A 25,739-nucleotide genomic window follows, 5' to 3' on the forward strand; every position below is an offset into this window, starting at 1 on the left:
CAATGGCCCTTTCGATAGCATTCTTAATCGTTGCGACGGGCGCCGGCCGGCCCCATCAATTCCGCGTGAAACGCGGACAAACGCAAAAAGCGCCCGGAAAACGGTTCTGGACGCAAAGTCGTTGGACAGATAAGAGGGGGCTCAACTGATGTCAACGCCGCGCTCGCCCTGCGGGCCGCGCCAAATTCCGCCACAATCTGGCTGATCTGCAAGCCATTTTGCTCAAGCAACCCCATCGGCAATCCCCATCGGAGTTAACTTAATGTCCTTATCGTTTAGCCGTGCGTCGCTCGCCAGCCTTGGCCTGGCTTTCGGGCTGTCGGCTCTGTCGCTGTCGCCCCTGATGGCGCAGGAAGCCGCCCCCGCCCAGCCGGCGGCACCGGCCCCGGCGGCCGCGCCGGTCGACCCCAACGCGGTGGTCGCCACTGTCAACGGCCAGACGCTGACCGAGGCAGACCTTGGGCTTGCCGAAGGCGAGCTGTCGCAGCAGTTCGCTCAGTTGCCACCCGAACAGCGCCGTGCGGCGGCCCTTTCGGCAGCCATCGAGATCCGCATCATGGCCGCCCAGGCGGTCACCACCGGCCTCGATAAGGATCCCGATTTCCAGCGCCGCATGGCCTTCTTGCAGCAGCGCGCGCTGCATGGCGAAATGGTCGAGAAGGGCGTCGTCGACAAGGTCACGGACGCCGAGGTGCGAGCCCGCTATGACCAGGAAATCGCCAACACGCCCCCGGTCAATGAGGTGCACGCCCGTCACATCCTCGTGAAGACGAAGGAAGAGGCCGTGGCGATCATCAAGCAGCTCGACGGCGGCGCCGACTTCCAGAAGCTCGCCAACGAGCACACCAGCGACCCGAGCGGCAAGTCCAATGGCGGCGATCTCGGCTGGTTCGGACCTGGCCAGATGGTGCCGGAATTCGACAAGGCAGCGTTCGCGCTCGAAGTCGGCAAATACACCAAGGAGCCGGTGCAGTCGCAGTTCGGCTGGCACGTCATCAAGCTCGAGGACAAGCGCACCAAGCAGCCGCCGGCCTTCGAAGAGGTCAAGGACCAGGCCAAGCAGGCGGTCATCCGCGACAAGTACTTTGCGCTGGTCAAGTCGCTGCGCGCCGCCGCCAAGGTCGAGATTCCCGACGCGAACCTGAAGAAGGCCGTCGACACGATGGAAAGCGCCAAGTAAGGCTGAAGGAACTTCGAAAAGGGGCGCGGCAACTGGGTTGTCGCGCCCCTTTTTCAATCGGCCGGCTCGGCCGCGATTTTACCTAGAGCGGTTCTCCGTTTCACGGAAACGGAGAACCGCTCTATCTCTTTGTTTTGTCGCAATTCCGGACGGAAAACCGTTTCACACTTTTCCTGGAATTGCTCTAACGGGCGCTGCTATGCCTTGCGTCAAATAACGGACCGCCTTGCGAATCGTCGCTTCAGACTCGTCGAGCCGGTTGGTCAGGAGATGCTTCCAGGCATAGGAGGCCACAATGTCGGCGACCAGCGCCGAATCGATATCGGCCGCGATCTCGCCCCTTGTCTTCGCGCGCTCGATGATCTGGCCGGTGTGGGCTCGGCGTCCACCGGCATACAAGGCAAGGGCTAGGGCCGCGGTTTCATCCGACTGCGCCTCGGCGATCAGCGATCTGAACACATTGCCCGAGGACGTCTCGCGCCAATGCGAGAACAGGTTGTTCAGGAAGCCGACAAGGTCTTCCTCAAGATTGCCGGTGTCGGGAACGGCGACGCGCTTGCCGCGCTGATAGACCTCGAGCAACAGGGCTGCTTTGCTCGGCCACCAGCGGTAGATCGTCGGCTTTCCGGCCCGCGCCCGCCGCGCCACCGCCTCGATCGAGAAGCCGGAATAGCCGGCCTCGGCCAGTACGGCCTCGGCGGCCGCGAGAATGGCATCGGCGCTGTCGGGATTGCGCCTGGCGCCAATCGATCTGCGCCCCGGATGCGCTTGCTCACTCATCTGCTTTTCCTTGCCGGCAATTTTCGCCGGGATCATAGCCGGGGATCATACAAGACTCGCGGCGAAACGAAACGGGCCGTTCTAACGGGTTGTTTCTCGACTGGGACAAGGGATAAACGCTACGGTCACTCCGCGGGACCGCATGGACGCCTATTTCATGGCTTCCGATGTTTCCGAATCGATGCGCCATTGACCGTCGCGCATATCAGCCGCGGCGACGCCAACGGATTTGAGGTGCAAGCTTGATCCGGAGTGCGTCCGCGCGGGCCGCACAGCGACGAAAACGCCCTTGCACCGGCGCCGCGTATCGGGCAAACCGGCGTTCCCTTGCGATTTTCCCGCCCGAGGTTCCCATGTCCGCAACGATTTCGCCGCTCGCGCCGAAGAAATATCCGAAAATGCCCGCGATCGAGGGCGTGCGCATCGCCACTGCCGAGGCCGGAATAAAGTACAAGAACCGTACCGATCTGCTGGCCATGGTCTTCGATGCCGAGACTGCGGTCGCCGGCGTGTTCACCAAGTCGAAATGCCCGTCGGCGCCGGTCGATTTCTGCCGGCAGAACCTTGGCGCCGGCAAGGCGCGCGTGCTGGTCGTCAACTCCGGCAATGCAAATGCCTTCACCGGCCAGAAGGGCCGGGCCTCTACCGCATTGACCGGCGAAGCGGCGGCCAAGGCGGCTGGATGCAGCTCCGGCGAGGTGTTCCTCGCCTCCACCGGCGTCATCGGCGAGCCTCTCGACACAACCAAGTTCAGCCATCTGCTCGCCGGTCTGGTCAAGGACGGCAAGCCGGATCTGTGGAGTGAGGCGGCCAAGGCCATCATGACCACGGATACCTATCCGAAAGTCGCAACGGCGATGGTGAAGCTCGGCGATGCCGATGTCACCATCAACGGCATCGCCAAGGGCGCCGGCATGATCGCACCCGATATGGCGACGATGCTGTCCTTCATCGCCACCGATGCGCCGATCGCGGCGCCCGTGCTGCAGGACCTGTTGTCGCGCGGCACGGCCAAGACCTTCAATGCGGTCACCGTCGACAGCGATACCTCGACCAGCGACACGCTGCTGATCTTCGCCACAGGTGCTGCCGCCAAGCGTGGTGCACCCACGATCAGCGACGCCAGGGATGCGCGCCTCGGCGCGTTCCGCCGGGCGCTTGGCAAGGTTCTGAAATCGCTGGCGCTGCAGGTGGTGCGCGACGGCGAGGGCGCGCGCAAGCAGGTCGAGGTCACCGTCACCGGCGCGAAATCGGCGCGCTCGGCCAAGCGCATCGCGCTGTCGATCGCCAATTCGCCGCTCGTCAAGACGGCGGTCGCCGGCGAGGACGCCAATTGGGGCCGCGTCGTCATGGCCGTCGGCAAGGCCGGCGAACCCGCCGACCGCGACCTCCTGTCGATCTGGTTCGGCGACAACAGGCTGGCGCATGAGGGCGAGCGCGATCCCGGCTATTCCGAGGAAGCGACCTCGGCCTACATGAAGCGCGACGACATCCGCATCCGCGCCGATATCGGCATCGGCCGTGGCAAGGCAACGGTGTGGACCTGCGACCTCACCAAGGAATATGTCGCCATAAACGGCGACTATAGGAGCTGACGGCCTTGGTTTCCAGACATCCGGCAAGCGTGCTCGCCATCGTGCGCCGCTACGAGGCTGCGGGCTTTCGCGCCTGGCCGGCGGCGGCCGTCCACTATGACGGCACCTGGGTGGTGCGGCTGACGGCCGGCCATCCGGCCAAGCGGCTGAACTCGGTCAATCCGCTCGACCCCGGCGACATCCAGCACATTGCCGATCGCATCGGCCGCGCCAGCCGTCGTTTCGACGCCTATGGCAGGCCGCTGACCTTCCGCATATCGCCGCTGTCGGGTCCGGACCTGTCCAAACACCTCGACAGCGAGGGCTGGAACAGCTTCGACGAATCGCTGGTGATGCGCCTGCCGCTGGCGGACGCGCAACTCGCCCCGGCGATGGACCAGATCCCGCTGAAGGACATCAGCCGCTTCATCGGCGCATCACTCAAGGTGAGCGGCTCGGACGTGTCGCTGCGGCCCGGCCTGTCGGAGATCATCGGCGCCATCCAGCCCGAGGCCGGGCTGTTCGCGCTCGAAGAGGGAAACGAGCCGCTGGCGACGCTGATCTGCGTCCATGACGGCGATCTCGCCGGTTTGTTCGAGATCGCCACGGACAAGGCGGCGCGCAACAAGGGCCACGGCCGCAACCTTATCCTGTCGGCGCTGAAATGGGCGCGGCTGCGTGGCGCGCGGGAGGCTTGGTTGCAGGTCGAAGCCGGCAATGCGCCGGCCGTGGCGCTCTACCGTTCGCTGGGCTTCGAGGAAGTCTACCGCTATCACTATCGCCGGCCGCCCGGCGCATGAGCGACGTCAAACCAGCCGGAAAGCCTCTGCTTCTCGTCGCGGCCTGCGCCCTGGTCGATACCGATGGGCGCGTGCTTCTGGCGCAGCGCCCCGAAGGCAAGCAGCTTGCCGGCTTGTGGGAGTTCCCGGGCGGCAAGGTCGAGCCCGGTGAGACGCCGGAGGAGTGCCTGATTCGCGAACTGCATGAGGAGATCGGCATCGAGACCGACATCCCATGCCTGGCGCCGCTTACCTTCGCCAGCCATTCCTATGATGATTTTCACCTCTTGATGCCGCTGTTCGTCTGCCGCCGCTTTCGCGGTATCGCGCAGCCGAAGGAAGGCCAGACGCTGAAATGGGTGCGGCCGCGGCAGATGCGCGACTATCCAATGCCGCCCGCCGATGCACCGCTGATCCATTTCCTCATCGATCTGTTGTGATCGCCATCGTTTAGTCAGCGTTAATAGAAGATTTATCCCGGTGTGAAAAATTGGGGCAAGGCCGGACTTCGGCCAACATGCTTGGGAGCGACAGCATGAGCCTCGAGAAAGACTGGGACTCGATCCGGCCCGATCGCGGCTTCCGCGCCGCCGATGCCGGCATGGGTATATTGCGCATCACGCTATTGTTCGGTTCGGCCGCGGTGGCGCTGGCCTTGATCGCTACACCATTTCTCGACAGCCAGGCCCGGTCGCAATCGGCCCGGGACAGTTTCGGCAGCCTCGACGCAATGAGCACGGGTTCGATCGGCCATCGCGACACCTATACGCTGCGCCGCAGCGTGCTGCAGCCAATGCCGAGTTCAGTCTGCGTGATCCGCAACGACGGCACGCGCAGCGGCGAATGCTGACTTGGTTAATACTTTTCGCCGAACCGGCCTGTTTCACCGCCTGTTAAGCCTTTGCCGTTAACCTTTCTTAACGGGTCGGCGCTAAGGTCCTGGCAAGAGGGATCGACGATCATGAAAAATCTGCTGCAACGGTTCATCAGAGACGAGACAGGCGCGACGGCCATCGAATACGGCCTGATCGTAGCTGTGCTGTCGCTCGCCATCGTCGGCGGCGTCGGCCAGGCAGCCAATGCAATCCAGTGGCTGTTCAGCGACACCAACAGCCAGCTTGCGAACGCCTTCGCCCAGCACTGATTGCATCGCCCGGCGATCAACGCCGGCCGGGATTTTCCAGTATCGTCTTCAACGAGACCTTGGCCGAGCCTGGCTTCAACGGCTTCTGTTGCGAGGCATCGGGCGCCCAGCCGGACATCCAGACAATCGAAAAACTCGCCCTGACGCGGCCGTCGGCATCGGAGAACCGTTCCGCGTAGATCTCGGCGGCACGGGCAAAGAGCCTTCGCGTGCCGGGCCGCCTGCTGCGATCTGCGAGCGCGCTGGTCTCGCCCATGGCCCTGAGATCGGCGACGAGGTCGAACAGGGTGTCGTAGCGCACCGTCACCGTCTCGACATCGGCGACCGGCAGCGCCAGGCCGGCGCGTTGCAGGAGCGCGCCGGCATCGCGGACATCGGTGAACGGAATGACCCGCGGGCTGGCACCGCCGTAGAGTTCGGTCTCGGCGGCAAGCAGGCTCTCGCGCAACTCGGAAAGCGTGCCGGCGCCAGCAAGGGCGCCGAGAAAGAGGCCGTCGGGCCGCAGCGAACGGCGGATCTGCACCAGCATGCCGGGAATGTCGTTCGTTGCCTGCAGCGACAGGAGAGACACGACGAGGTCGAGACTCTCCGGCTCGAACGGCACGGCATCCGGTGGCGCCACCAATCCCTGCCGGCCAGCGCGGAAGGCCGGTTCGGCTTCCAGGAAGGCCGGGTCGGCTTCCACCCGCACGATTTCCGTCACCTTTCCGCTTTCGGCGAGCACGTCCGCTGCCGCCGGCGTCTGGCAAAACAGCGCCGCCGCCTTGGCGAATTTGCGCTCGACGGCGTCGAGCCGGTCGGCAAGGTCCTCAGCCGCACGCCGCATCAGGAAATCGGCGCCGCCAACGGGGCGGGCCAAGGCGCGGCGCTTGTGCGCCAGCCACAAAGGCGTATCGATCAGGGGCTGCAACGGACGGGTTCCTGTTTTCCGCGCTCCGAAAGAGTGGTTCTATGGTGGCGGACAACCAACCACGTGGCCGATCCGATGCCGAAGATCAAGACCGTTGCGATCAAGAGCGCTGCGCTAAAGGCCTTGGCCTTGCCGGCGCGCATCTTGTTTCCGCCGGTCTGCGCTGGCTGCCGCCGCCATGTCTCGCAGCCCGGCGTGCTCTGCGGCACCTGCTGGCCCAAGCTCCGGCTGCTGGAACGACCGTGGTGCGCCGTCATGGGCACGCCGTTTACCCATGACATGGGCGAAGGGTTCCTTTCCGCCGAGGCGATCGCCGATCCGCCGCCTTTCGATCGTGCTCGGGCGGCGGTCGCCTATTCGGGTGTCGCCCGCCAGATGGTGCAGGGGCTGAAATACCAGGACCGCACCGACCTGGCGCCGTGGATGGCGCGCTGGATGCTGCGCGCCGGGGCCGAGCTGATCGCCGAGGCTGACGTGGTCGTGCCCGTGCCGTTGCACTGGCGGCGCTTCTTTCGGCGGCAATTCAACCAGTCGGCGGAACTGGCAAGGGCCGTAGCGCATCTCAGCGGCCTGCCGTTCTCACCCTCCGCGATCCGGCGCGTGAAACTCACCCGCCAGCAGGTCGGGCTGGAACGGCAGGAGCGCGAGGAGAATGTGCGTGCGGCCTTCCGCGTGCCCACCGAGGCGCAAATCGAGATCGCCGGTCGCCGGGTGCTGCTGATCGACGATGTCTATACCACCGGCGCTACGGTTCGCGCGGTAGCCAAGGCGCTGAAGCGGGGCGGTGCCGGAGCGGTCGACGTGCTGACCTTTGCGCGTGTGCTGCCGGGGGACTTTCGGACCGACGAGTCCGCGACTATATAGATTGAAATTGTTGTTTTTGTGCATGCCGTTGTCCCAGAAGCGTTGCGCGCTTCCAGGTGACATGCATAGGCAGGATTTCTGACCGATGGTCGATGTGACGATCTATACGCGCATGATGTGCGGCTATTGCACGGCGGCCAAGCGGCTGCTCGAGCGCAAGGGCGTCGTCTACAAGGAGCATGACGCCTCCTTCTCGCCGGAACTGCGCCAGGAAATGATTTCCCGGGCGCGGGGCCGATCGACCTTTCCGCAGATTTTCATCGGCGATACGCATGTCGGCGGTTCCGACGAACTCCACGAGCTGGAGGCCGAGGGCCGGCTGGACAGGCTGCTTGCCAACGGCTCGACCACGTAAGGACATGACCATGGGTGTTTTCAAGGCAGCGGCGATCCAGATGCGTTCAGGCGAGAGCCCGGAGCGCAACGCGGTCGATATGGAGCGGCTGGTGCGCGAGGCGGCAGGCCAGGGCGCGACCTACATCCAGACCCCGGAAATGACCGGTGCGCTGATCCGCGACAAAGATGCGCGCGCTGCGTCCTTCACCACCGAGGACAAGGACGTCGTCGTCTCGACCGCGCGCAGACTGGCGAGCGAACTCGGTGTTTTCCTGCATATCGGCTCGACCGCCATCCTGCGCGCCGACGGCAAGCTCGCCAACCGGGCGCTGCTGTTTGGGCCGGATGGCGCCACGCTTGCCACCTACGACAAGATCCACATGTTCGACGTCGACCTCGACAATGGCGAGAGCTGGCGCGAATCCGCCGCTTACGAGCCCGGCACCGAGGCCGTCGTGGCCGAGATCGACGGCACGAAGCTGGGCTTTGCCGTTTGCTATGATTTGCGCTTTCCGCAGCTGTTCCGCGCCGAGGCGTTGGCCGGCGCCGACCTGCTGTCGGTGCCCGCCGCCTTCACGCGGCAGACCGGTGAGGCGCACTGGCATGTCCTGCTCAGGGCCCGCGCCATTGAGAACGGCGCCTATGTGGTGGCCGCGGCCCAGGGCGGATTGCACGAGGACGGCCGCGAGACCTATGGCCATTCGCTGATCGTCGATCCGTGGGGCCGCATTGTTGCGGAAGCCGCGCATGACGAACCGGCGGTCATCGTCGCCGAGATCGATCCGGCGCAATCACTTGCGGCGCGCAGGAAGATCCCCAACCTGAAAAACGCGCGGGAGTTTGCCGTCAATGCCGGCTCGGCGGAAGCGCCGCGTCTGAGGGGTGCGGCTTCTTGATCCGATTTTCCCTTATCTGCGAGCATGAACACGAATTCGAGGCGTGGTTCCGCAGCAACGACGATTTCGATACGCAGAAGAAGCGTGGCTTCGTCGATTGCCCGAGTTGCGGTTCGCACAAGGTCGAGAAGGCGTTGATGGCGCCGGCCGTCTCGACCGGGCGCAAGCAGGAAAAGATCGCGCTGGCCATGGGCGAGGCGCAGAAGCAGGCGCTGGCGCAGCTGAAGGCCATGGCTGAGAAGGTGCGCGAGAATGCCGACTATGTCGGCGACAAGTTCGCCGAGGAAGCGCGCAAGATCCATTTCGGCGAAACCGATGCGCGCGGCATTTATGGCGAGGCGACGGTTGACGAAGCCAAGAGCCTGGCCGAGGACGGCGTAGAGTTCATGCCAATCCCGGTCTTTCCGGATGACCGGAACTGAACGCCTAGCTCAGGCTCCCAATCAATTTTCCGAGCAGGTGGGCGAGCGTCTCCCGCTCCGGCCCAGACAGGCCGGCAAGGATTTCGTGCTCATTGGCGACATGGGCTGCGACCGCTTCGTCGATCAGGGCGAGCCCCTTCTCCGTCAGTTGCACGACAATGCCGCGCCGATCGCTGGGGTGTGGGCCGCGCAGGGTCAATCCGGCCTTTTCCAGCCGATCGAGCCGATTGGTCATGGCGCCGGACGTGACCATCGTCGCCTCATAGAGCTCGGTCGGCGTCAGCGCGTAAGGCTGGCCGGATCGGCGCAGCGTCGCTAGCACGTCGAATTCGCCCGATTGCAGTCCGAAGCGGGCGAACAGCGGCGCGAGGCGCTCGCGCGCGATCAGCGAAGAGGCTTCGTTCAAGCGTCCGAGCACGGCCATCGGCGAGACGTCCAGATCCGGCCGCTCCCTCAGCCACTGCTCGATCGCCTTTGCGGCGCGGTCCATCTATCTCACCGTTAAATATCTTGACGTTAAGAATCTTTGTATTATCTTATCTCAAGATATGATGCCGGCCAAGCGCCGCGACTGGAACGACGGGATCATCCGATGAAAATTCTCTGGGATTCGGCGCTCGGCCTGCTGGTCGTCACCGGCGGCCTGCTCGGCCTGACGCTGCCGTTCGGCAAGCTGGCGACTGCGGCCGGCGTGCCGGCCATGGTCTGGGCCTTCGTCATTTCGCTCGGCGCGGGCGGCGTGCTCCTCCTGGCCTTGCTGCTGCGCGGGCAGGGGGTGAGGCTGACGCCGCACAGGTTGCGCTATTTCTTCATCACCGCGGCGGTGTCCTATGCCTTCCCCAATCTGTTGATGTTTTCGGCCATCCCGCATCTCGGCGCCGGCTACACCGGCATCATGTTCACGCTGTCGCCGGTCGTCACGCTGGTGTTTTCGATCCTGCTCGGTGTCAGGCGACCCAACATGCTTGGCGTCGCCGGCATTGCCGTCGGCTTCGTCGGCGCGGTGATGGTCGCCGTGACGCGCGGCGAGGCCGGCCAGCCGGCTGAATTTATCTGGGTGGCGGTCGGGCTGCTCATCCCAGTCAGCCTTGCCGCCGGCAACATCTACCGTACCGTCGACTGGCCCGAAGGCACCGGCCCGATTGAGCTCGCCGTCGGCAGCCATCTGGCGTCAGCCACGCTGCTGCTTGCTGGCATTCTCGCGCTGTTCGGCGTCAAAGCCTTTGCCCCGCTTGGCGGCGTGCCGCTTGTGGCCGTCGGGCAAATGGCGTCGGCCTCGGCGATGTTTGTCTTCTTCTTCCGGCTGCAGGCGGTCGGCGGCCCGGTCTATCTCAGCCAGATCGGCTATGTGGCGGCCGCTGTCGGCCTGTTTGCCGGCACGATCTTCCTTGGCGAGCACTACCAGCTGCTGACCTGGGCTGGTGCGGTCATCATCACTGCCGGTGTGTTCATCACCACCAAGGCGCAGAGCCAGACCAGCGCGAAGGCGCAGAGTCAGGCGGCGTGAGCAGGTTCAGACCGAGCCCTTTTCCGCCAGCACCATGTAGTTGACGTCCATATCCTTCGACCGCTGCCAGCGGTCGGCAAGTGGGTGGTAGACGACTCCGGTGCGGTCGATGATGCTCATGCCGGCGGCACCAAGTGCCTTTTCCAGCTCTTCCGGGCGCACCAGCTTGCCGAACTGGTGGGTGCCGCGCGGCAGCCAGCGCAGCACGTATTCGGCGCCTATGATGGCAAGGCCGAGCGCCTTCAGCGTGCGGTTGATGGTGGCCACGAACATGATGCCGCCCGGCTTGACCATCTCCGCGCATTTGGCCACGAACAGGTCGATGTCGGCGACGTGCTCGACTACTTCCATGTTGAGGATGACGTCGAATGTCTCGCCGGCGTCGGCCAGGTCCTCGGCGGTCGTGGCGCGGTAGTCGACATTCACGCCAACTTCGGCCGCATGCAATTTGGCGACTTCGATGTTGGTGGCGGAAGCATCGGCGCCGACCACTTCGGCGCCGAGCCGGGCCATCGGCTCGCAAAGAAGTCCGCCGCCGCAGCCTATGTCGAGGAAGCGCAGGCCTTCGAACGGCCTCGCCGCACGCGGATCGCGGCCGAAGCGCGCCGCCACCTGGTCGCGGATATAGGCAAGCCGGACCGGGTTGAACTTGTGCAGCGGACGGAACTTGCCGTTCGGATTCCACCATTCGGCGGCAAGTGCCGAGAAGCGTTCCACTTCTCCGGCATCGATCGTCGATCGTCGGGGCTCTGGCATAGGGCGGGTCTCCTCGGACGCTAGGAAGTCGGGTGCCGGGCAGAGAAAGTCAAGGCAGCATTTTTCGCCTGCTGCCAACATGACCTCACGAGGTCGAGAGCACGACCGCGGCATGGCCCATGTCGACGCTCGCGGGGTCGATCGCCTGCATGGCTTCGCAATCGCCGATCTCTGCCATGATCCGTTGGGCCGCCGCACGGGCCTGTTCCAGGCTCTGCCAGCGCACGACATCGACCCAGCTCTGATCCTCGCGCTCGGCCAGGTGGCGGCTGAGAAAGCCCGGCTGTTGCGCAAGCCACTCCGTGACCACGCCGTTGCCGGCGACAAAGCCGGCCCTGGTCCCTGGCTTGAGGCGGAAGCTGACGATTTCCAGGGTCTCGGTCATCAAATCCTCCGCGGTTCGAGGTTCCTGTTTGTCTTATCGCATGGCAGGCGGATGAAAAGCTGTCAGGAGGACTGCGATTGCGGCCAAGCCGTTCTTTCCCGCCGTCGCTTGCGCAGCTTTGCTGTTTTGGCTAAGGAGGCCGCGCATTCAGCGGCCGGCACCAGCCGGGCGCTTCGTTCCGCATTCGGCAACGAGCCGGCTTCAGTCAAAGGCATTTCGCTTCCATGGCGCGCATCGTGATGAAATTCGGCGGAACCTCCGTCGCCGACATCGCCCGCATCCGCAATGTGGCGCGTCACGTCAAACGCGAGGTCGACGCCGGCCATGAGGTTGCGGTGGTGGTTTCGGCGATGGCCGGCAAGACCAATGAGCTGGTCGGCTGGACGCGTGAAGCCTCGCCGATGCATGACGCACGCGAATATGACGCCGTCGTCGCTTCCGGCGAACAGGTGACCGCCGGCCTTCTGGCGATCACCCTGCAGAACATGGGCGTGCATGCCCGCTCCTGGCAGGGTTGGCAGATACCGATCAAGACCGACAATGCGCACGGCGCGGCGCGTATTTTGGATATCGACGGCGCGTTCCTGGTCAAGCGCTTCGGCGAGGGCCAGGTGGCGGTCATCGCCGGTTTCCAGGGTATCGGACCCGACAACCGCATCGCCACGCTCGGCCGCGGCGGCTCCGATACCAGCGCCGTCGCCATAGCGGCGGCGGTGAAGGCCGACCGCTGCGACATCTACACCGATGTCGACGGTGTCTACACCACCGATCCGCGCATCGAGCCGAAGGCGCGCCGGCTGGCCAAGATTTCTTTCGAGGAAATGCTCGAAATGGCCTCGCTCGGCGCCAAGGTGCTGCAGGTGCGCTCGGTCGAGCTTGCCATGGTGCACAGGGTGCGTACTTTCGTGCGGTCGTCCTTCGACGATCCCGACGCGCCCGGAATGGGGGATTTGCTCAATCCGCCCGGAACGCTTATTTGCGACGAGGAAGAGATCGTGGAACAGCAGGTCGTCACCGGAATTGCCTACGCCAAGGACGAGGCGCAGATTTCGCTGCGCCGCGTCGGCGACCGCCCCGGCGTTGCCGCCGGCATCTTCGGGCCGCTGGCCGAGGCCAACATCAATGTCGACATGATCGTCCAGAACATCTCCGAGGACGGCAAGTTCACCGACATGACGTTCACCGTGCCGTCCGGCGACGTCGACAAGGCGCTTGCGGTGCTGGAGCGCCTGAAGGCGACGATCGGCTACGACGTCGTGCAGTCGGAAGCCGGCATGTCGAAGGTCTCGGTCATCGGCATCGGCATGCGAAGCCATGCCGGTGTCGCTGCCACCGCCTTCAAGGCGCTGGCCGACAAGGCGATCAATATCCGGGCGATCACCACCTCCGAGATCAAGATTTCGATACTGATCGACGGTCCGTATACCGAACTTGCGGTTCGCACTTTGCATTCCGTCTACGGTCTGGATAAGCAATAGCAAGACTGAATCAGTTGTTGCGTGAGTGCCGGGCACAGCTGAAACTGCGCCGGCAAGGACTCTATTGGAGAAGAAGCCGCGATGCGTGATACGGCCAGTGGCCCGCGCGTTCTGCTGAAACGGCTCCGCGAGCTCATGCAAGAGCCGCTGGAGCCGCAGGAGCGGCTCGACCGGATCGTGCGCGACATCGCTTCCAACATGGTCGCCGAAGTGTGCTCGCTCTATGTGCTGCGCGCCGATTCGGTGCTCGAACTCTACGCCACGGAGGGTCTGAACCCGAACGCCGTCCACCTGGCGCAATTGCGGCTTGGGCAAGGCCTGGTCGGCACGATTGCGGCGAGTGCCCGGCCGCTCAACCTTTCGAATGCGCAGGAGCATCCGGCCTTCGCCTACCTGCCGGAGACCGGGGAAGAGATCTATAATTCCTTCCTCGGCGTGCCAGTGCTGCGGGCAGGGCGCACGCTCGGCGTTCTCGTGGTGCAGAACAAGACCATGCGTCACTACCGCGACGACGAGGTCGAGGCGCTGGAAACGACGGCGATGGTGATCGCCGAGATGATCGCCACCGGCGACCTCGCCCGGCTGACCCGGCCAGGCCTGGAACTCGACCTGCGCCGCCCGGTCAGCTTCACCGGCCTGTCCTTCAACGAAGGTGTTGGGCTCGGCCACGTCGTGCTGCACGAGCCGCGCATCGTCGTCACCAATCTGTTCAACGAGGATAGCGAGGAGGAGGTCCGCAGGCTGCAGGCCTCGCTCGGCTCGCTCAGGCTTTCCATCGACGACATGCTGGAGCGCCGCGAGGTCGCCTTCGAAGGCGAGCATCGTGAGGTGCTCGAAGCCTATCGCATGTTCGCCAACGACAGCGGCTGGGTACGCCGGCTGGAAGAGGCTATCCGCAACGGCCTGACGGCGGAAGCGGCGGTCGAAAAGGTGCAGAGCGACATGCGCGCCCGCATGCTGCACATGACCGACCCCTATCTGCGCGAGCGGATGAGCGATTTCGACGACCTCGCCAACCGGCTGCTGCGCCAGCTGATGGGGCGCGGACCGGAAGACGTCGCGGCCTCGCTGCCGAAGGACGCCATCATCGTCGCCCGCTCGATGGGGGCGGCCGAGCTGCTCGACTATCCCCGCGACAAGCTGCGCGGCGTGGTGCTGGAAGATGGTGCCGCGACCAGCCACGTCGTCATCGTGGCGCGCGCCATGGGCATCCCGGTCGCAGGGCAGATGAAGGGCGCCGTTTCCATGGCGGAAAACGGCGACGCCATCATCGTCGACGGCGAGGAAGGCATTATCCACCTGCGGCCACAGCCAGACCTCGAAGCCGCCTATGCCGAAAAGGTCCGCTTCCGGGCGCGGCGGCAGGAAGTCTACCGCGAGCTGCGCAAGAAGCCGTCGGTGACCAAGGACGGCGTCCAGGTCGATCTGTTGATGAATGCCGGCCTGGCGGTCGACTTGCCGCAGCTCGCCGAGGCGGGAGCGGCCGGCATCGGCCTGTTCCGCACCGAATTGCAGTTCATGGTCGCCTCGACCTTCCCGCGCGCCGAGGCGCAGGAGCGGCTTTATCGCGACGTGCTCGACGCGGCGCGCGGCAAGCCGGTGACCTTCCGCACCATCGATATTGGCGGCGACAAGGTGCTGCCCTACTTCAAGGGCGCGATCCAGGAAGAGAACCCGGCGCTCGGCTGGCGGGCGATTCGGCTGACGCTCGACCGTCCGGGTCTGCTCCGGACCCAGATCCGCGCTCTGCTGAAGGCGTGCGGCGGGCGCGAACTGAAGCTGATGCTGCCGATGGTGACGGAACTTGGCGAGATCGCGCAGGCGCGCGAGATCATCGACCGCGAGGTGCGGCATCTGTCGCGCTTCGCTCATCATCTGCCGACCAGCCTCAAGCTCGGCGCCATGCTGGAAGTGCCGTCGCTGCTTTTCCAGCTCGACGAGCTGATGAAGGCGGTCGACTTCGTCTCCGTCGGCTCCAACGATCTGTTCCAGTTCGTCATGGCGGTCGATCGCGGCAACACGCAATTGTCCGACCGCTTCGACACGCTGTCGACGCCGTTCCTGCGGGTGCTGAAGCAGATTGCCGATGCCGGGGCGCGCAACCACACGCCGGTGACGCTCTGCGGCGAACTCGCGGGAAAGCCGATCTCGGCGATGGCGCTGATCGGTTTGGGTTACCGCTCGATCTCGATGTCGCCGGCCTCGATCGGCCCGGTGAAGGCGATGCTGACGGAATTGCCGCTGGACGAATTGCAGGCTTTCTTCGACGACAATCTGATGGCGCCTGCCCACGGCCTGCCGATGCGGGCGCTGCTGCAGGCCTTTGCCGACGACCGCTCTATCCCGCTATAGCAGCCGCCATGATCAACCTGCCCCGCGACCGTATGGATCAAGTCGTCAAGCGTTTCGACATGCTCGAAGCGCAGATGTCGGCCGGGCCGGCTGCGGACGCCTATGTCCGCATGGCGTCGGAATATGCTGACATCCAGGAGATGGTGGCCAAGATCAGGGCGCTGCGCGCGGCCGAGCACGAACAGGCCGACCTGGAGGCGATGCTGGCCGACAGGGGCACCGACGCCGAGATGCGGGCGCTCGCCGAGGCCGACCTGCCCGAGGTCAAGGAGCGCATCGAGGCGCTGCAGAAGGACATCCAGATCCTGCTTTTGCCCAAGGACGCTGCCGACGAGAAGAATGCCATCCTCGAAATCCGCGCCGGCACCGGCGGCGACGAGGCAGCACTCTTCGCCGGCGACCTGTTTCGCATGTATGAGCGCTACGCGGCGTCGCGCGGCTGGCGTTTCGAGGTGGCCTCGGCCAGCGACGGCGAAGTCGGCGGCTACAAGGAAATCATCGCCACCGTGTCGGGCAAGGGCGTGTTCGCGCATCTGAAATTCGAGTCCGGCGTACACCGCGTGCAGCGCGTACCGGCGACCGAGGCCGGCGGGCGCATCCACACCTCGGCGGCGACCGTTGCCGTGCTGCCGGAAGCGGAAGAGGTCGACATCGAGATCCGGGCAGAAGACATCCGCATCGACACGATGCGCGCCTCGGGCTCCGGCGGCCAGCACGTCAACACCACCGATTCGGCGGTGCGCATCACCCATCTGCCGACCGGCATCATGGTGGTGCAGGCGGAAAAATCGCAGCACCAGAACCGGGCGCGCGCCATGCAGATCCTGCGGGCCAGGCTTTATGACCTCGAACGCGGCAAGGCGGATGAGGAGCGTTCGGAATCGCGCAAATCGCAGGTCGGTTCAGGCGACCGTTCGGAGCGCATCCGCACCTACAATTTCCCGCAGGGACGCCTCACCGACCATCGCATCAACCTGACGCTCTACAAGCTCGACCGGGTGATGATGGGTGAACTCGACGAGGTCATCGACGCGCTGATCGCCGACCACCAGTCGAAGCTGCTCGCCGATATGGGCGTCGATGGCTGACAAATTGCCGGAGGTGCTGGGGCTGCTGCTTCGGGCAGCGCGCGAACGCCTTGCGGCCGCCGGCGTGGCCGATCCGGCCCTGGACGCCAGGTTGATCGTCGAGCATTTTTCCGGCACGACCCGCACCCAGGCCATTGCTGAGCCCCAACAAGCCGTCGAGGCGGGCGCGATTGCCGCGATCGATGCGGCGCTGGGCCGGCGTATCGCCGGTGAGCCGGTGCATCGCACCCTCGGCTACCGCGAGTTCTACGGCCTGCGCTTCGAGCTTTCGCCGGAAACGCTGGAGCCGCGGCCGGACACCGAAACGCTGGTCGAGGCGGTTCTACCCTTCGTCTCGGCGGCGGTGGAGCGGCAAGGCGAATGCCGCATCCTAGATCTCGGCACCGGCACCGGCGCCATTGCGCTGGCGCTGCTCAGCGCCGTTCCGGGCGCCGTCGCCACCGGCGTCGACCTCTCGGAGGGTGCCTTGGCAACCGCCGGACGCAATGCCCAGCAGTTGGGCCTTGCCGCCCGGTTCGAGACGCTTCGATCCGACTGGTTCGCAAAAGTTTCGGGCCGGTACCATGTAATTGCCGCAAACCCTCCCTATATACCAAGCCAAGACATCGGAAATCTGCAGGACGAAGTCCGCGATTTCGATCCGCTTTTGGCCCTGGATGGTGGCGCGGACGGTCTTGGCCCCTACAGGATCATCGCCGCGGAGGCGGCAAGGTTTCTGGAAGTTCAAGGCAGGGTTGCGGTCGAGATCGGCCACACGCAGCGCAACGAGGTCACTGCGATATTCGCGACAGCCGGCTACAGTCTGGCCGGGGCGTTTCGCGACCTTGGCGGAAACGACAGGGTTCTGATGTTTGAACGGACAAAGCCCTGATGCAGTGCAAAAAGGGCTTGGCAATGCCGGGGAATGCGGCTAGGGTCACCTTAACCGGATGAGACGAAGCAGGCAGTGCTCTTAGCGATTCGGTTTTCCTTGGAAATAGCTGCCTTCTTGCGCAAACGACGCCCAAGCTTCGTGCGGGAATCGTCCGGCAAGTGATGTAACCGGAACAGGATGGCACGTGGCGCCAACGCAATTGATGCGGGCGAACGCCGGTGAAGAAACGAAACGGCTGGCTGCATGAGCGCCTCCGTTCGTGAAGAGTTTTCGAAAATTTCACACTGAAGAGAGTCGAATGAGGCCACAACAGCAGAACAGGCGCATGCGCGGTCGCAACAACAATGGCGGCGGCGGTGGCAACAACAATAACAACAACAACCGCAAGGGTCCCAATCCCCTGACGCGCAACTACGAGAGCAACGGCCCGGATGTGAAGATCCGCGGATCGGCTCAGCAGATTGCCGAGAAATACGCCACTCTCGCCCGTGACGCGCAAAGCTCTGGCGACAGGGTGATGGCGGAGAACTATCTCCAGCACGCTGAACACTACAATCGCATCATTGCCGCTGCCCAGGCGCAGATGCCGATCCAGAACACCCAGCAGAACCGCGACGACTTCGACGATGACGGCGACGAAGACCGTGACGAGTTCGACAATGCCGGCAGCAGCGGCAACAATGTCAGCGACAACCAGACGGTCAGTCACGGCGCCGGCCCACAGCCGGTGATCGAGGGCACGCCGGCCGAAGTGGCTTTCAACCAGGAAAGCGGCCGCGACAATCGCAACAACCGCGACAACAACGGTCGCGACAATGGCGGACGCCATCGCGATCGCCGCCCCAATGGCGGCTACGGCCAGAATGGCCAGCGCGGCGACCATAATTCGCGCGGCGAGCAGGGCGGCCAACGCTTCGACCAGAACCGGTCCAGCGAGACGCCGGTGCAGGCGGAAGCCGTGTCCCAGGCCGAAACGAGCTTCGCGCCCCAGGCCGAAACTGGTTTCGTGCCCCAGGCCGAGCCCACTTTCACCGCGCCGACAGAACCGGCTTTTTCGGCCGAGCCCGCGCCGCTGTTCGACAATTTTTCGCCGGCCGGTCTTGCCGCCCAGGCGGAGCGCAACGAAGCCGCCGCCGACAGTGGCGCACGTCGTCCGCGGCGCCCGCGCCGGCCGCGCACCACTGCCGACCAGGCAGACAATCAGGCCGATGGCGGCAGCGACAATGCCGGTGGCAATGAGGTGAGTGCGGCGTCGGCCGAAGGTAACGCAAACGACCCGGTCATCGTCGACGTCGACAACTGATCGAATCCAGCTCGAACAGGGCTTTCAGGCCCATTGAACGGCGGAGAGAAATCTCCGCCGTTTTCGTTTACGCTCCAGTGGATTAATATGCGTTCCCAGTCATCTGGACGTCTTGAGTGCCCATTGCCCCTGCACCATATCTCGCCTGAACAGGATCCGGCTCGAAGGAGCGGGTTCGTCACCGTAATCTGATCCGGTGCCGCAAAGCGGGCCGGTGATGGAAGGAGACAGATATGAACCTTGAGAAATACTCAGAGCGCGTGCGCGGTTTCATCCAGTCGGCGCAGACCATGGCGCTCTCGCGCAATCACCAGCAATTCACCCCCGAACATATGCTCAAAGTGCTCGTCGATGACGAGGAGGGCTTGGCCGCGTCGCTGATCGAGCGCGCCGGCGGCAATGTCCGCGACGTCAAGCTCGGCGTCGAATCGGCGCTCGATGCCATGCCCAAGGTGGAAGGCGGCAATGGCCAGCTCTATCTGGCGCAGCCTTTGGCCAAGGTGTTCTCGACCGCCGAGGAGCTGGCCAAGAAGGCCGGCGACAGTTTCGTCACCGTCGAACGGCTGCTGCAGGCGCTGGCCATGGAGAAATCGGCCAAGAGCGCCGATATCCTTTCCAAGGCCGGCGTGACCGCGCAGGCGCTGAACCAGGTCATCAACGAGGTCCGCAAGGGCCGCACCGCCGATTCGGCGAGTGCCGAGCAAGGCTACGACGCGCTGAAGAAGTATGCGCGCGACCTGACGGCGGACGCCCGCGCCGGCAAGCTCGATCCGGTCATCGGCCGCGACGACGAGATTCGCCGCACCATCCAGGTGCTGTCGCGCCGCACCAAGAACAATCCGGTGCTGATCGGCGAGCCCGGCGTCGGCAAGACGGCGATCGCCGAAGGCCTGGCGCTGCGCATCGTCAATGGCGACGTGCCGGAATCGCTGAAGGACAAGCAGCTGATGGCGCTCGACATGGGCGCGCTGATTGCCGGTGCCAAATACCGCGGCGAGTTCGAGGAGCGGCTGAAGGCGGTGCTCAACGAGGTGACCGCTGCAGCCGGCGGCATCATCCTGTTCATCGACGAGATGCACACGCTGGTCGGCGCCGGCAAGGCCGATGGTGCGATGGATGCGTCGAACCTTCTCAAACCGGCGCTGGCGCGCGGCGAACTGCACTGCGTCGGTGCGACCACGCTCGATGAGTACCGCAAGCATGTCGAGAAGGACGCGGCGCTTGCCCGCCGCTTCCAGCCGGTGTTCGTCAACGAGCCGACGGTGGAGGACACCGTCTCGATCCTGCGCGGCCTGAAGGAGAAATACGAGCAGCACCACAAGGTGCGCATTTCCGATTCGGCGCTGGTCGCCGCGGCGACGCTGTCCAACCGCTACATCGCCGACCGCTTCCTGCCGGACAAGGCGATTGATCTTGTCGACGAGGCCGCCTCGCGGCTCAGGATGCAGGTCGATTCCAAGCCCGAGGCACTGGACGAGATCGACCGCCGCATCATGCAGCTCAAGATCGAGCGCGAGGCGCTCAAGGTCGAGAAGGACGAGGCGTCAAAGGACCGGCTCGCTCGTCTCGAGAAGGAGCTCGCGGACCTGGAAGAGGAATCGACCGGGCTGACCTCGAAGTGGCAGGCCGAGAAACAAAAACTCGGGCTGGCCGCCGATCTCAAGAAGCAGCTCGACGAGGCGCGCAACGAACTGGCCATTGCCCAGCGCAAGGGCGAGTTCCAGCGCGCCGGCGAGCTTGCCTATGGCCGCATCCCCGAGCTGGAAAAGAAGCTGAAGGAAGCCGAGGCCCAGGACGGCAAGGTCGGCATGGTCGAAGAGGTGGTCACGCCCGACCACGTCGCCCATATCGTGTCGCGCTGGACCGGCATTCCGGTCGACAAGATGCTGGAAGGCGAGCGCGACAAGCTGTTGCGCATGGAAGACGAGATCGGCAAGCGCGTCGTCGGCCAGGGCGAGGCGGTGCAGGCCGTGTCGAAGGCAGTGCGCCGTGCCCGTGCCGGCTTGCAGGACCCGAACCGGCCGATCGGCTCGTTCATGTTCCTCGGACCGACCGGCGTCGGCAAGACCGAGCTGACCAAGGCGCTGGCCAACTTCCTGTTCGACGACGAGAGCGCCATGGTGCGCATCGACATGTCAGAGTTCATGGAGAAGCACTCGGTCGCCCGCTTGATCGGCGCACCTCCCGGCTATGTCGGCTATGAGGAAGGCGGCGCGCTGACCGAAGCAGTGCGGCGCCGGCCCTATCAGGTCGTGCTGTTCGACGAGATCGAGAAGGCGCATCCGGACGTGTTCAACGTGCTGTTGCAGGTGCTCGACGACGGGCGGCTCACCGACGGGCAGGGCCGCACGGTCGATTTCCGCAACACGCTGATCATCATGACGTCGAACCTCGGCGCCGAATATCTGGTCAGCCTCGGCGAGGACCAGGACGTCGATGCCGTGCGCGACGAGGTGATGAGCGTCGTCAGGGCATCGTTCCGGCCGGAGTTCCTCAACCGCGTCGACGAGGTGATCCTGTTCCACCGGCTGCGCCGGCAGGATATGGGCCGCATCGTCGAAATCCAGCTCAAGCGGCTGGAGAACCTCCTTGTCGATCGCAAGATCACGCTGGCGCTGGATCAGGAGGCGGTCGATTGGCTGGCAGCCAAGGGCTACGACCCGGCCTATGGCGCGCGGCCGCTGAAGCGGGTGATGCAGAAGGAGCTGCAGGATCCGCTGGCGGAGAAGATCTTGCTTGGCGAGATACTCGACGGTTCGACCGTCAAGGTCACCGCCGGTTCGGACCGGTTGAACTTCCGTTCGAAGCCGACGGTGGTGGCGACCGAAGCGGCGGCCTGATCTCAGGCCGCCTTACCTGAACAGAGCGGCGAAGCCTGAATTGGGATAGCCTTCGCCGCTTTCTTCTTGTCTGAAATACCTTCTTTGTTTGAGATCGCGGGGGGCGGATGACGCTGGACGATTACAACGGCTTCTGCGCCTCGCTGCCGCAGACGACCCATGTCGTCCAGTGGGGCGGCGCCCATGTCTGGAAGGTCGGCGGCAAGGTCTTTGCGATCGGCGGCTGGAACGATGGCGGGCAGCTTTTCGTCACCTTCAAATGCTCTGAAATCGCCTATGATGTGCTGAAGGAGCAGCCGGGCTGCCGGCCAGCACCCTATCTCGCCTCGCGCGGCATGAAATGGATCCAGCGTCAGACAAGCCAGAGCATGGATGATGCCGCACTGAAGGACTATCTCGGCGAGAGCCATCGCCTCGTCGTCCTCAAGCTGACGAAACAGACACGCAAGGAATTGAACCTCTAAACACCAGCAATCCGCCATCTTCATGCCCGGTTCATATTGGAACCTTAAGCTTGGTAAATGGTTTGCTGGCGAAGGGGTTCGCCGTAAAGGGACTGTGCCGGGCGGCGGCAATTACGGACCGGAGAGTTTGGCTACAATGTTGCGCACCATCTTCTGCCTTTCGGCACTCGCCGCCGGACTGGTGTCTACCGGCGTGTTCGCCGCGCCGGGTGAGGAAGGAGCACGAACCCGTACCGCCAATTCCGGCGTGATCCTTCTTGCCCAGGACGGCAATCTCGACATCTACTACGACGCTAGGGGAAACCGCGTCATCGTCGATGCCGACACCGGCAAGGTCATCGCCATCCAGCCGCCACAGACCAGGCTCGACCGCCGTGCGCTGCGCCGTCAGTTGCGCATGCAGCAACTCGGGCGCGCGCCGGTCGAGGGCGAGGACCGCTACTATCTCGACGATCCCGAGGACATGGCCCGCTTCCGCCGCAAGCAGCTGGAAGAGGAAGGCACCGTCATCCCACCGCCGATCAATGAAAGCGATCCCTATGGCAACAATTCGGATCAGGTTTTTCCGGATGCGCCCCGGGACGAGGGGATCTATGGCAACACTTATCCGGACGAGCCCCAGCCTGGCGAACCGGACGGCATCAAGCGCCAACCGCTCGACGAGGCTTCGATAGATCCGGTCCAGCCGGCGGCGCCGGGCGACGAGGCAGCCCTACCGCCGAAGGTTGACGGCAAGACGGTCGTCGATCCGTCGCTTTCGCTCGGCACACGTCAGGATGTGGCGGCATTGCAGGTGCTGCTCGATCGTGCCGGCGCTTCGCCCGGCGTCATCGACGGGCGCTTCGGCTCCAATGTCGACAAGGCTGTGGCCGCCTACAACGAGATCACCGGCAGCAATCTCAAGTCGACCGATGCGGTCGGCATCCAGGCAGCGCTGGCGCAATCCGGCGGCGATGCCTTCGCCAACTACACGATCACGGCCGAGGACGCGGCCGGTCCCTATGTCGCGTCGATACCGGAAGACTACAGCCAGAAGGCGCAGCTCGACCGCATGGGCTACACGTCGGTGACCGAGGCGCTGGCGGAGCGCTTCCACATGGACGAGAACTATCTCAAGGCGCTCAATCCGGAGGCCAACTTCAATCGCCCCGGCACGATCATCAAGGTCGCCAATTTCGGCAGGCTGGTGTCGACGCCGGTTGCCCGCATCGTTGCCGACAAGGGCAAGAAAGAAGTGTTTGCCTATGACGCTGGAGGCAAGCTGGTCGCGGCGTATCCGGCCACGATCGGTTCTTCAGATACGCCGTCGCCGACAGGCATCCATGCGGTGTCGCGGGTCGCGCTCGATCCCAACTATACCTACAATCCGAGCATCAATTTCAGGCAGGGCCAGAACGACAAGATCCTGACCATCCCGCCAGGCCCGAACGGCCCGGTCGGCTCAGTGTGGATCGCGCTGGACAAGCCGACCTACGGCATCCACGGCACGCCCGACCCGTCCAAGATCGGCAAGACCGAAAGCCATGGCTGCGTGCGCCTGACCAACTGGGACGCGCGCGAACTGGCCAAGCTCGTCTCGCCAGGGGTGACGGTCGAGTTCGTCGGCGGATCTTCAGCCGATGACCTTGCGCAGCAGTGAGCCGCGCAGCGCGGTAGCGTAGATCAGCTGCACCACCAGGATGAAGCCGACGCTGAGCAAGGGGCTCATCAAACTAAGTGCCGCACCGATCGCCCACAACATCTGCGCCTTGACGATGCGCTGGTAGACGGTGCGGGACGTTTCCGCATCGACGTCCTCCGCGAGGAGGCTCGCATAGCGCCAGCTGGCGAAGAGCGTCGCGCCGAGCATCAGCAGGTTCAGCCAATAGACATAACAAGACCTCCGGCCATTGCACGCCGATCGGAGCGAGTCTGCCCATGCGGGCGGGCCACGGCTGGTTTCAACGAGAACGGCCCGCTGGCCGGTTGTTGCGGCCGGACCGGAGGTCTAAGCAAGCCCTTATGAAGTCGCCAAGCGAAGCTGCCGCCATCCCCCTGACGGGCGCCATTGCAAACGGAACGTTTTGTCCGCAATCGCGGCGCAGGTTCGTGCTGATCGCGGCGATCCTGGCATCGGCGCTCGGCTTCATCGACGGTTCGATCCTAGCCATCGCCACGCCGGCGATACGCGTCGATCTCGGTGCGAGCCTCGCCGAGGCACAATGGATTTCCAACGCCTACGCGCTGACGCTTTCGGCGCTGATCCTTGCCGGCGGTGCGGCGGGCGATCGGTTCGGCCTCCGGCTCGCCTTCGTCGTCGGCATCGCCCTGTTCATTGCCGCGTCTCTCGCTTGCGCGGTCGCGCCCAATGCCGGCGTGCTGATTGCGTTTCGCGCCCTGCAAGGCATCGGCGCCGCGATCATGGTGCCGGGCAGTCTCGCCATCATCGCCAAGGCCTATCCGAAAAAGGAGCGGGGCAGGGCGATCGGCATCTGGGCGGCGGCCTCGGCACTGACGACGGCGCTTGGCCCGGTGCTGGGCGGACTGGTGCTGTCGACCTTCGGCAACGGCATCTGGCGGGCGATCTTCGCCATCAACCTGCCGCTCGGACTGCTCTCGATCTATCTTCTCCTTGCCAAGATTCCAGCTGACGCGCCAACGGAGAAGCGTAGCCTCGATCTCGGCGGCGCATCATTGGCAACGCTTGCCTTCGGATCGCTGGCCTATGGGCTGACCTCGATGAGCGCCGAAGGCGGCGGACACCTGTCAGGTCCAAGCATTGCCGCCGGCGTCGTGCTGCTCGTCGTCTTCATCGCCTTCGAACTGCGGCAGCGCGAGCCGATGATCGATCTCAAGCTGTTTCGCATCGGCGCCTTTGCCGGCGCCAATGTCGCGACCTTCTTCCTCTATTTCGCCCTGTCGGCCAATCTGTTCTATCTGCCGATGCTGCTGATTGCCGGCTGGGGGCTGAGCACGGCCGAGGTCGGCTTCATCTTCCTGCCGCTGTCGGCGTCGATCGCGCTGTTGTCCGGGCCGGTCGGCCAGTGGTCCGACCGCATCGGCCCGCGCTTTCCGATCGCCAGCGGCAGCCTGGTCGTCGCGTTTGCCTTTACCGGGCTTGCGCTGCTCGCCCATGCCGGCATCCACAATTTCTGGACGGGGGTATTTCCGCTGATGGCGCTGATGGGGCTCGGCATGGCGCTGATCGTGTCGCCGCTGTCGACCGCGATCATGACGGCGGTCGAGGACAAGGACACCGGTGCTGCCTCGGGGATCAACAATGCCGTCTCGCGCATCGGCGGCCTGATCGCGGTGGCGGCGATGGGATCGCTCGCGGCCTGGGTCTATTCGACGATGCTGGACACAAGCGTCAGGCCCGGCATTCCGGGTTTCGGCGAGCCGGCATCGGCAGGGCTAGCGCCCGAACTCGATGCAACGCGGCTCGCCGCCAGCGATGCGGCCTTCGCGGCCATCGCCTGGGTCACCGCGCTGCTTTGCCTGCTTTCGGCGGTCATTGCCTGGATGACCGTTTCGGGACGGGCACTGCCCTGGTCGCGCGGCACGGATGATTCGCCGGACTGATTCGGCACCGAATCGATTCGAGGCTAAGGGCTATCCCTCGACCTTGGCGCTGGCGACCTTCAGCGGATTGTTGTCTTCCTGCTTGAGCAGGTCGTCGATGCGCTCGCGTTCACGCTTGAAGGCAACGAGGTCGTCGCCCTTCAGCACCTTGCCGACCGGCAGGCGGACGCGCATCGGGTCGACCTTGGTGCCGTTGACGATCAGCTCGTAATGAAGGTGCGGGCCGGTCGATAGGCCGGTCTGGCC

At 64.5% G+C, this 25,739-nt stretch carries 28 protein-coding genes (1 of these 28 only partly in view); 20 read left to right on the forward strand and 8 right to left on the reverse strand.

Features of this window, described 5'->3' with window-relative positions; translation table 11 throughout:
• Positions 1-23: 23 nt before the first annotated feature.
• Positions 24-236, reverse strand: a complete 213-nt coding sequence (locus AC1RUK_RS32720; RefSeq protein WP_481837331.1) for a hypothetical protein — start codon at positions 234-236, stop codon at positions 24-26.
• Between the two features lie 26 nt (positions 237-262).
• Here AC1RUK_RS32720 and AC1RUK_RS32725 point away from each other — a divergent pair, with 26 nt between their 5' ends.
• Positions 263-1,180, forward strand: a complete 918-nt coding sequence (locus tag AC1RUK_RS32725; protein WP_481837330.1) for a peptidylprolyl isomerase — start codon at positions 263-265, stop codon at positions 1,178-1,180.
• Between the two features lie 162 nt (positions 1,181-1,342).
• Here the strand turns inward: AC1RUK_RS32725 and AC1RUK_RS32730 are convergent, their stop codons facing one another.
• On the reverse strand, positions 1,343-1,960 hold the full coding sequence (locus tag AC1RUK_RS32730; RefSeq protein ID WP_481837329.1) for a TetR/AcrR family transcriptional regulator: 618 nt from the start codon (positions 1,958-1,960) through the stop codon (positions 1,343-1,345).
• A 353-nt stretch (positions 1,961-2,313) separates the two neighbouring features.
• Here AC1RUK_RS32730 and argJ point away from each other — a divergent pair, with 353 nt between their 5' ends.
• From argJ to AC1RUK_RS32755, 5 genes are all read left to right on the forward strand, one after another.
• A complete protein-coding gene (gene argJ, locus AC1RUK_RS32735) occupies positions 2,314-3,555 on the forward strand; it encodes a bifunctional glutamate N-acetyltransferase/amino-acid acetyltransferase ArgJ (RefSeq protein WP_481837328.1) in 1,242 nt (413 codons plus the stop codon).
• Between the two features lie 5 nt (positions 3,556-3,560).
• Positions 3,561-4,334 (forward strand): GNAT family N-acetyltransferase, encoded by a 774-nt coding sequence (locus tag AC1RUK_RS32740; RefSeq protein ID WP_481837327.1) that lies wholly within the window; start codon positions 3,561-3,563, stop codon positions 4,332-4,334.
• Positions 4,331-4,753, forward strand: coding sequence for an 8-oxo-dGTP diphosphatase MutT (mutT, locus tag AC1RUK_RS32745; RefSeq protein ID WP_481837326.1), 423 nt, complete (start codon positions 4,331-4,333; stop codon positions 4,751-4,753). Before AC1RUK_RS32740 ends, mutT begins: the two co-directional genes overlap by 4 nt.
• A gap of 95 nt (positions 4,754-4,848) precedes the next feature.
• Entirely contained in the window at positions 4,849-5,163 is a 315-nt protein-coding gene (locus AC1RUK_RS32750; protein WP_481837325.1) for a hypothetical protein, read from the forward strand.
• 111 nt (positions 5,164-5,274) lie between these two features.
• Positions 5,275-5,457 carry a Flp family type IVb pilin gene (locus tag AC1RUK_RS32755; RefSeq protein ID WP_436173790.1) on the forward strand — a complete coding sequence of 61 codons (183 nt, stop codon included), beginning with the start codon at positions 5,275-5,277 and terminating at the stop codon, positions 5,455-5,457.
• 16 nt (positions 5,458-5,473) lie between these two features.
• Here AC1RUK_RS32755 and AC1RUK_RS32760 read toward each other — a convergent pair whose 3' ends face one another.
• Entirely contained in the window at positions 5,474-6,367 is an 894-nt protein-coding gene (locus AC1RUK_RS32760) for a methyltransferase domain-containing protein (RefSeq protein ID WP_481837324.1), read from the reverse strand.
• A gap of 63 nt (positions 6,368-6,430) precedes the next feature.
• Between AC1RUK_RS32760 and AC1RUK_RS32765 the strand changes: the two genes are divergently transcribed.
• The 4 genes from AC1RUK_RS32765 to AC1RUK_RS32780 all read left to right on the forward strand — a co-directional run bounded on the left by AC1RUK_RS32765 (position 6,431) and on the right by AC1RUK_RS32780 (position 8,885).
• On the forward strand, positions 6,431-7,231 hold the full coding sequence (locus AC1RUK_RS32765; RefSeq protein ID WP_481837323.1) for a ComF family protein: 801 nt from the start codon (positions 6,431-6,433) through the stop codon (positions 7,229-7,231).
• Positions 7,232-7,316: 85 nt separating this feature from the next.
• Complete coding sequence (gene grxC, locus AC1RUK_RS32770) at positions 7,317-7,586, forward strand: glutaredoxin 3 (protein ID WP_481837322.1); 270 nt, start codon at positions 7,317-7,319, stop codon at positions 7,584-7,586.
• A 10-nt stretch (positions 7,587-7,596) separates the two neighbouring features.
• Complete coding sequence (locus tag AC1RUK_RS32775) at positions 7,597-8,463, forward strand: carbon-nitrogen hydrolase family protein (RefSeq protein WP_481837321.1); 867 nt, start codon at positions 7,597-7,599, stop codon at positions 8,461-8,463.
• Positions 8,460-8,885: a DUF1178 family protein gene (locus tag AC1RUK_RS32780; protein ID WP_481837320.1), complete on the forward strand. Its 426-nt coding sequence runs from the start codon at positions 8,460-8,462 to the stop codon at positions 8,883-8,885. The genes AC1RUK_RS32775 and AC1RUK_RS32780 overlap by 4 nt, the downstream gene beginning before the upstream one ends.
• A 4-nt stretch (positions 8,886-8,889) precedes the next feature.
• Here the strand turns inward: AC1RUK_RS32780 and AC1RUK_RS32785 are convergent, their stop codons facing one another.
• Complete coding sequence (locus AC1RUK_RS32785) at positions 8,890-9,375, reverse strand: MarR family winged helix-turn-helix transcriptional regulator (protein WP_436173784.1); 486 nt, start codon at positions 9,373-9,375, stop codon at positions 8,890-8,892.
• Between the two features lie 102 nt (positions 9,376-9,477).
• On the opposite strand from AC1RUK_RS32785, the gene AC1RUK_RS32790 reads away from it, so the two are divergent.
• Positions 9,478-10,392 carry a DMT family transporter gene (locus tag AC1RUK_RS32790; RefSeq protein ID WP_481837319.1) on the forward strand — a complete coding sequence of 305 codons (915 nt, stop codon included), beginning with the start codon at positions 9,478-9,480 and terminating at the stop codon, positions 10,390-10,392.
• 6 nt (positions 10,393-10,398) lie between these two features.
• Here the strand turns inward: AC1RUK_RS32790 and ubiG are convergent, their stop codons facing one another.
• Both ubiG and AC1RUK_RS32800 read right to left on the reverse strand, forming a co-directional pair.
• Complete coding sequence (gene ubiG / locus AC1RUK_RS32795) at positions 10,399-11,148, reverse strand: bifunctional 2-polyprenyl-6-hydroxyphenol methylase/3-demethylubiquinol 3-O-methyltransferase UbiG (protein ID WP_481837318.1); 750 nt, start codon at positions 11,146-11,148, stop codon at positions 10,399-10,401.
• 85 nt (positions 11,149-11,233) lie between these two features.
• Positions 11,234-11,533 (reverse strand): antibiotic biosynthesis monooxygenase family protein, encoded by a 300-nt coding sequence (locus AC1RUK_RS32800; protein ID WP_481837317.1) that lies wholly within the window; start codon positions 11,531-11,533, stop codon positions 11,234-11,236.
• 224 nt (positions 11,534-11,757) lie between these two features.
• Between AC1RUK_RS32800 and AC1RUK_RS32805 the strand changes: the two genes are divergently transcribed.
• The 8 genes from AC1RUK_RS32805 to AC1RUK_RS32840 all read left to right on the forward strand — a co-directional run bounded on the left by AC1RUK_RS32805 (position 11,758) and on the right by AC1RUK_RS32840 (position 23,571).
• Positions 11,758-13,011 (forward strand): aspartate kinase, encoded by a 1,254-nt coding sequence (locus AC1RUK_RS32805; RefSeq protein WP_481837316.1) that lies wholly within the window; start codon positions 11,758-11,760, stop codon positions 13,009-13,011.
• A gap of 81 nt (positions 13,012-13,092) precedes the next feature.
• On the forward strand, positions 13,093-15,363 hold the full coding sequence (gene ptsP / locus AC1RUK_RS32810; protein WP_481837315.1) for a phosphoenolpyruvate--protein phosphotransferase: 2,271 nt from the start codon (positions 13,093-13,095) through the stop codon (positions 15,361-15,363).
• Between the two features lie 8 nt (positions 15,364-15,371).
• Positions 15,372-16,451, forward strand: a complete 1,080-nt coding sequence (prfA, locus tag AC1RUK_RS32815; protein ID WP_481837314.1) for a peptide chain release factor 1 — start codon at positions 15,372-15,374, stop codon at positions 16,449-16,451.
• A complete protein-coding gene (gene prmC / locus AC1RUK_RS32820) occupies positions 16,444-17,322 on the forward strand; it encodes a peptide chain release factor N(5)-glutamine methyltransferase (RefSeq protein WP_481837313.1) in 879 nt (292 codons plus the stop codon). Before prfA ends, prmC begins: the two co-directional genes overlap by 8 nt.
• Positions 17,323-17,650: 328 nt before the next feature.
• The gene (locus tag AC1RUK_RS32825) at positions 17,651-18,628 is read left to right on the forward strand and encodes a DUF4167 domain-containing protein (protein ID WP_481837312.1); all 978 of its coding nucleotides are present in this window, start codon (positions 17,651-17,653) and stop codon (positions 18,626-18,628) included.
• A 233-nt stretch (positions 18,629-18,861) separates the two neighbouring features.
• Complete coding sequence (gene clpB, locus AC1RUK_RS32830) at positions 18,862-21,468, forward strand: ATP-dependent chaperone ClpB (RefSeq protein WP_481837311.1); 2,607 nt, start codon at positions 18,862-18,864, stop codon at positions 21,466-21,468.
• Positions 21,469-21,575: 107 nt separating this feature from the next.
• On the forward strand, positions 21,576-21,932 hold the full coding sequence (locus AC1RUK_RS32835) for an MmcQ/YjbR family DNA-binding protein (protein WP_436173775.1): 357 nt from the start codon (positions 21,576-21,578) through the stop codon (positions 21,930-21,932).
• 136 nt (positions 21,933-22,068) lie between these two features.
• Complete coding sequence (locus AC1RUK_RS32840; RefSeq protein WP_481837310.1) at positions 22,069-23,571, forward strand: L,D-transpeptidase family protein; 1,503 nt, start codon at positions 22,069-22,071, stop codon at positions 23,569-23,571.
• On the opposite strand, the gene AC1RUK_RS32845 is transcribed toward AC1RUK_RS32840, so the two are convergent.
• Positions 23,545-23,781, reverse strand: coding sequence for a hypothetical protein (locus AC1RUK_RS32845; protein ID WP_481837309.1), 237 nt, complete (start codon positions 23,779-23,781; stop codon positions 23,545-23,547). The genes AC1RUK_RS32840 and AC1RUK_RS32845 overlap by 27 nt on opposite strands.
• Positions 23,782-23,933: 152 nt before the next feature.
• On the opposite strand from AC1RUK_RS32845, the gene AC1RUK_RS32850 reads away from it, so the two are divergent.
• Entirely contained in the window at positions 23,934-25,493 is a 1,560-nt protein-coding gene (locus AC1RUK_RS32850) for an MFS transporter (RefSeq protein ID WP_481837308.1), read from the forward strand.
• Positions 25,494-25,523: 30 nt separating this feature from the next.
• Here AC1RUK_RS32850 and AC1RUK_RS32855 read toward each other — a convergent pair whose 3' ends face one another.
• Positions 25,524-25,739: the 3' end of a M23 family metallopeptidase gene (locus tag AC1RUK_RS32855; RefSeq protein ID WP_481837307.1), read on the reverse strand. The gene runs 1,752 nt beyond the window's last position; the window shows 216 of its 1,968 coding nt (coding positions 1,753-1,968); its start codon lies off the right edge, out of view; its stop codon occupies positions 25,524-25,526.

Source organism: Mesorhizobium monacense (genome assembly GCF_056781675.1).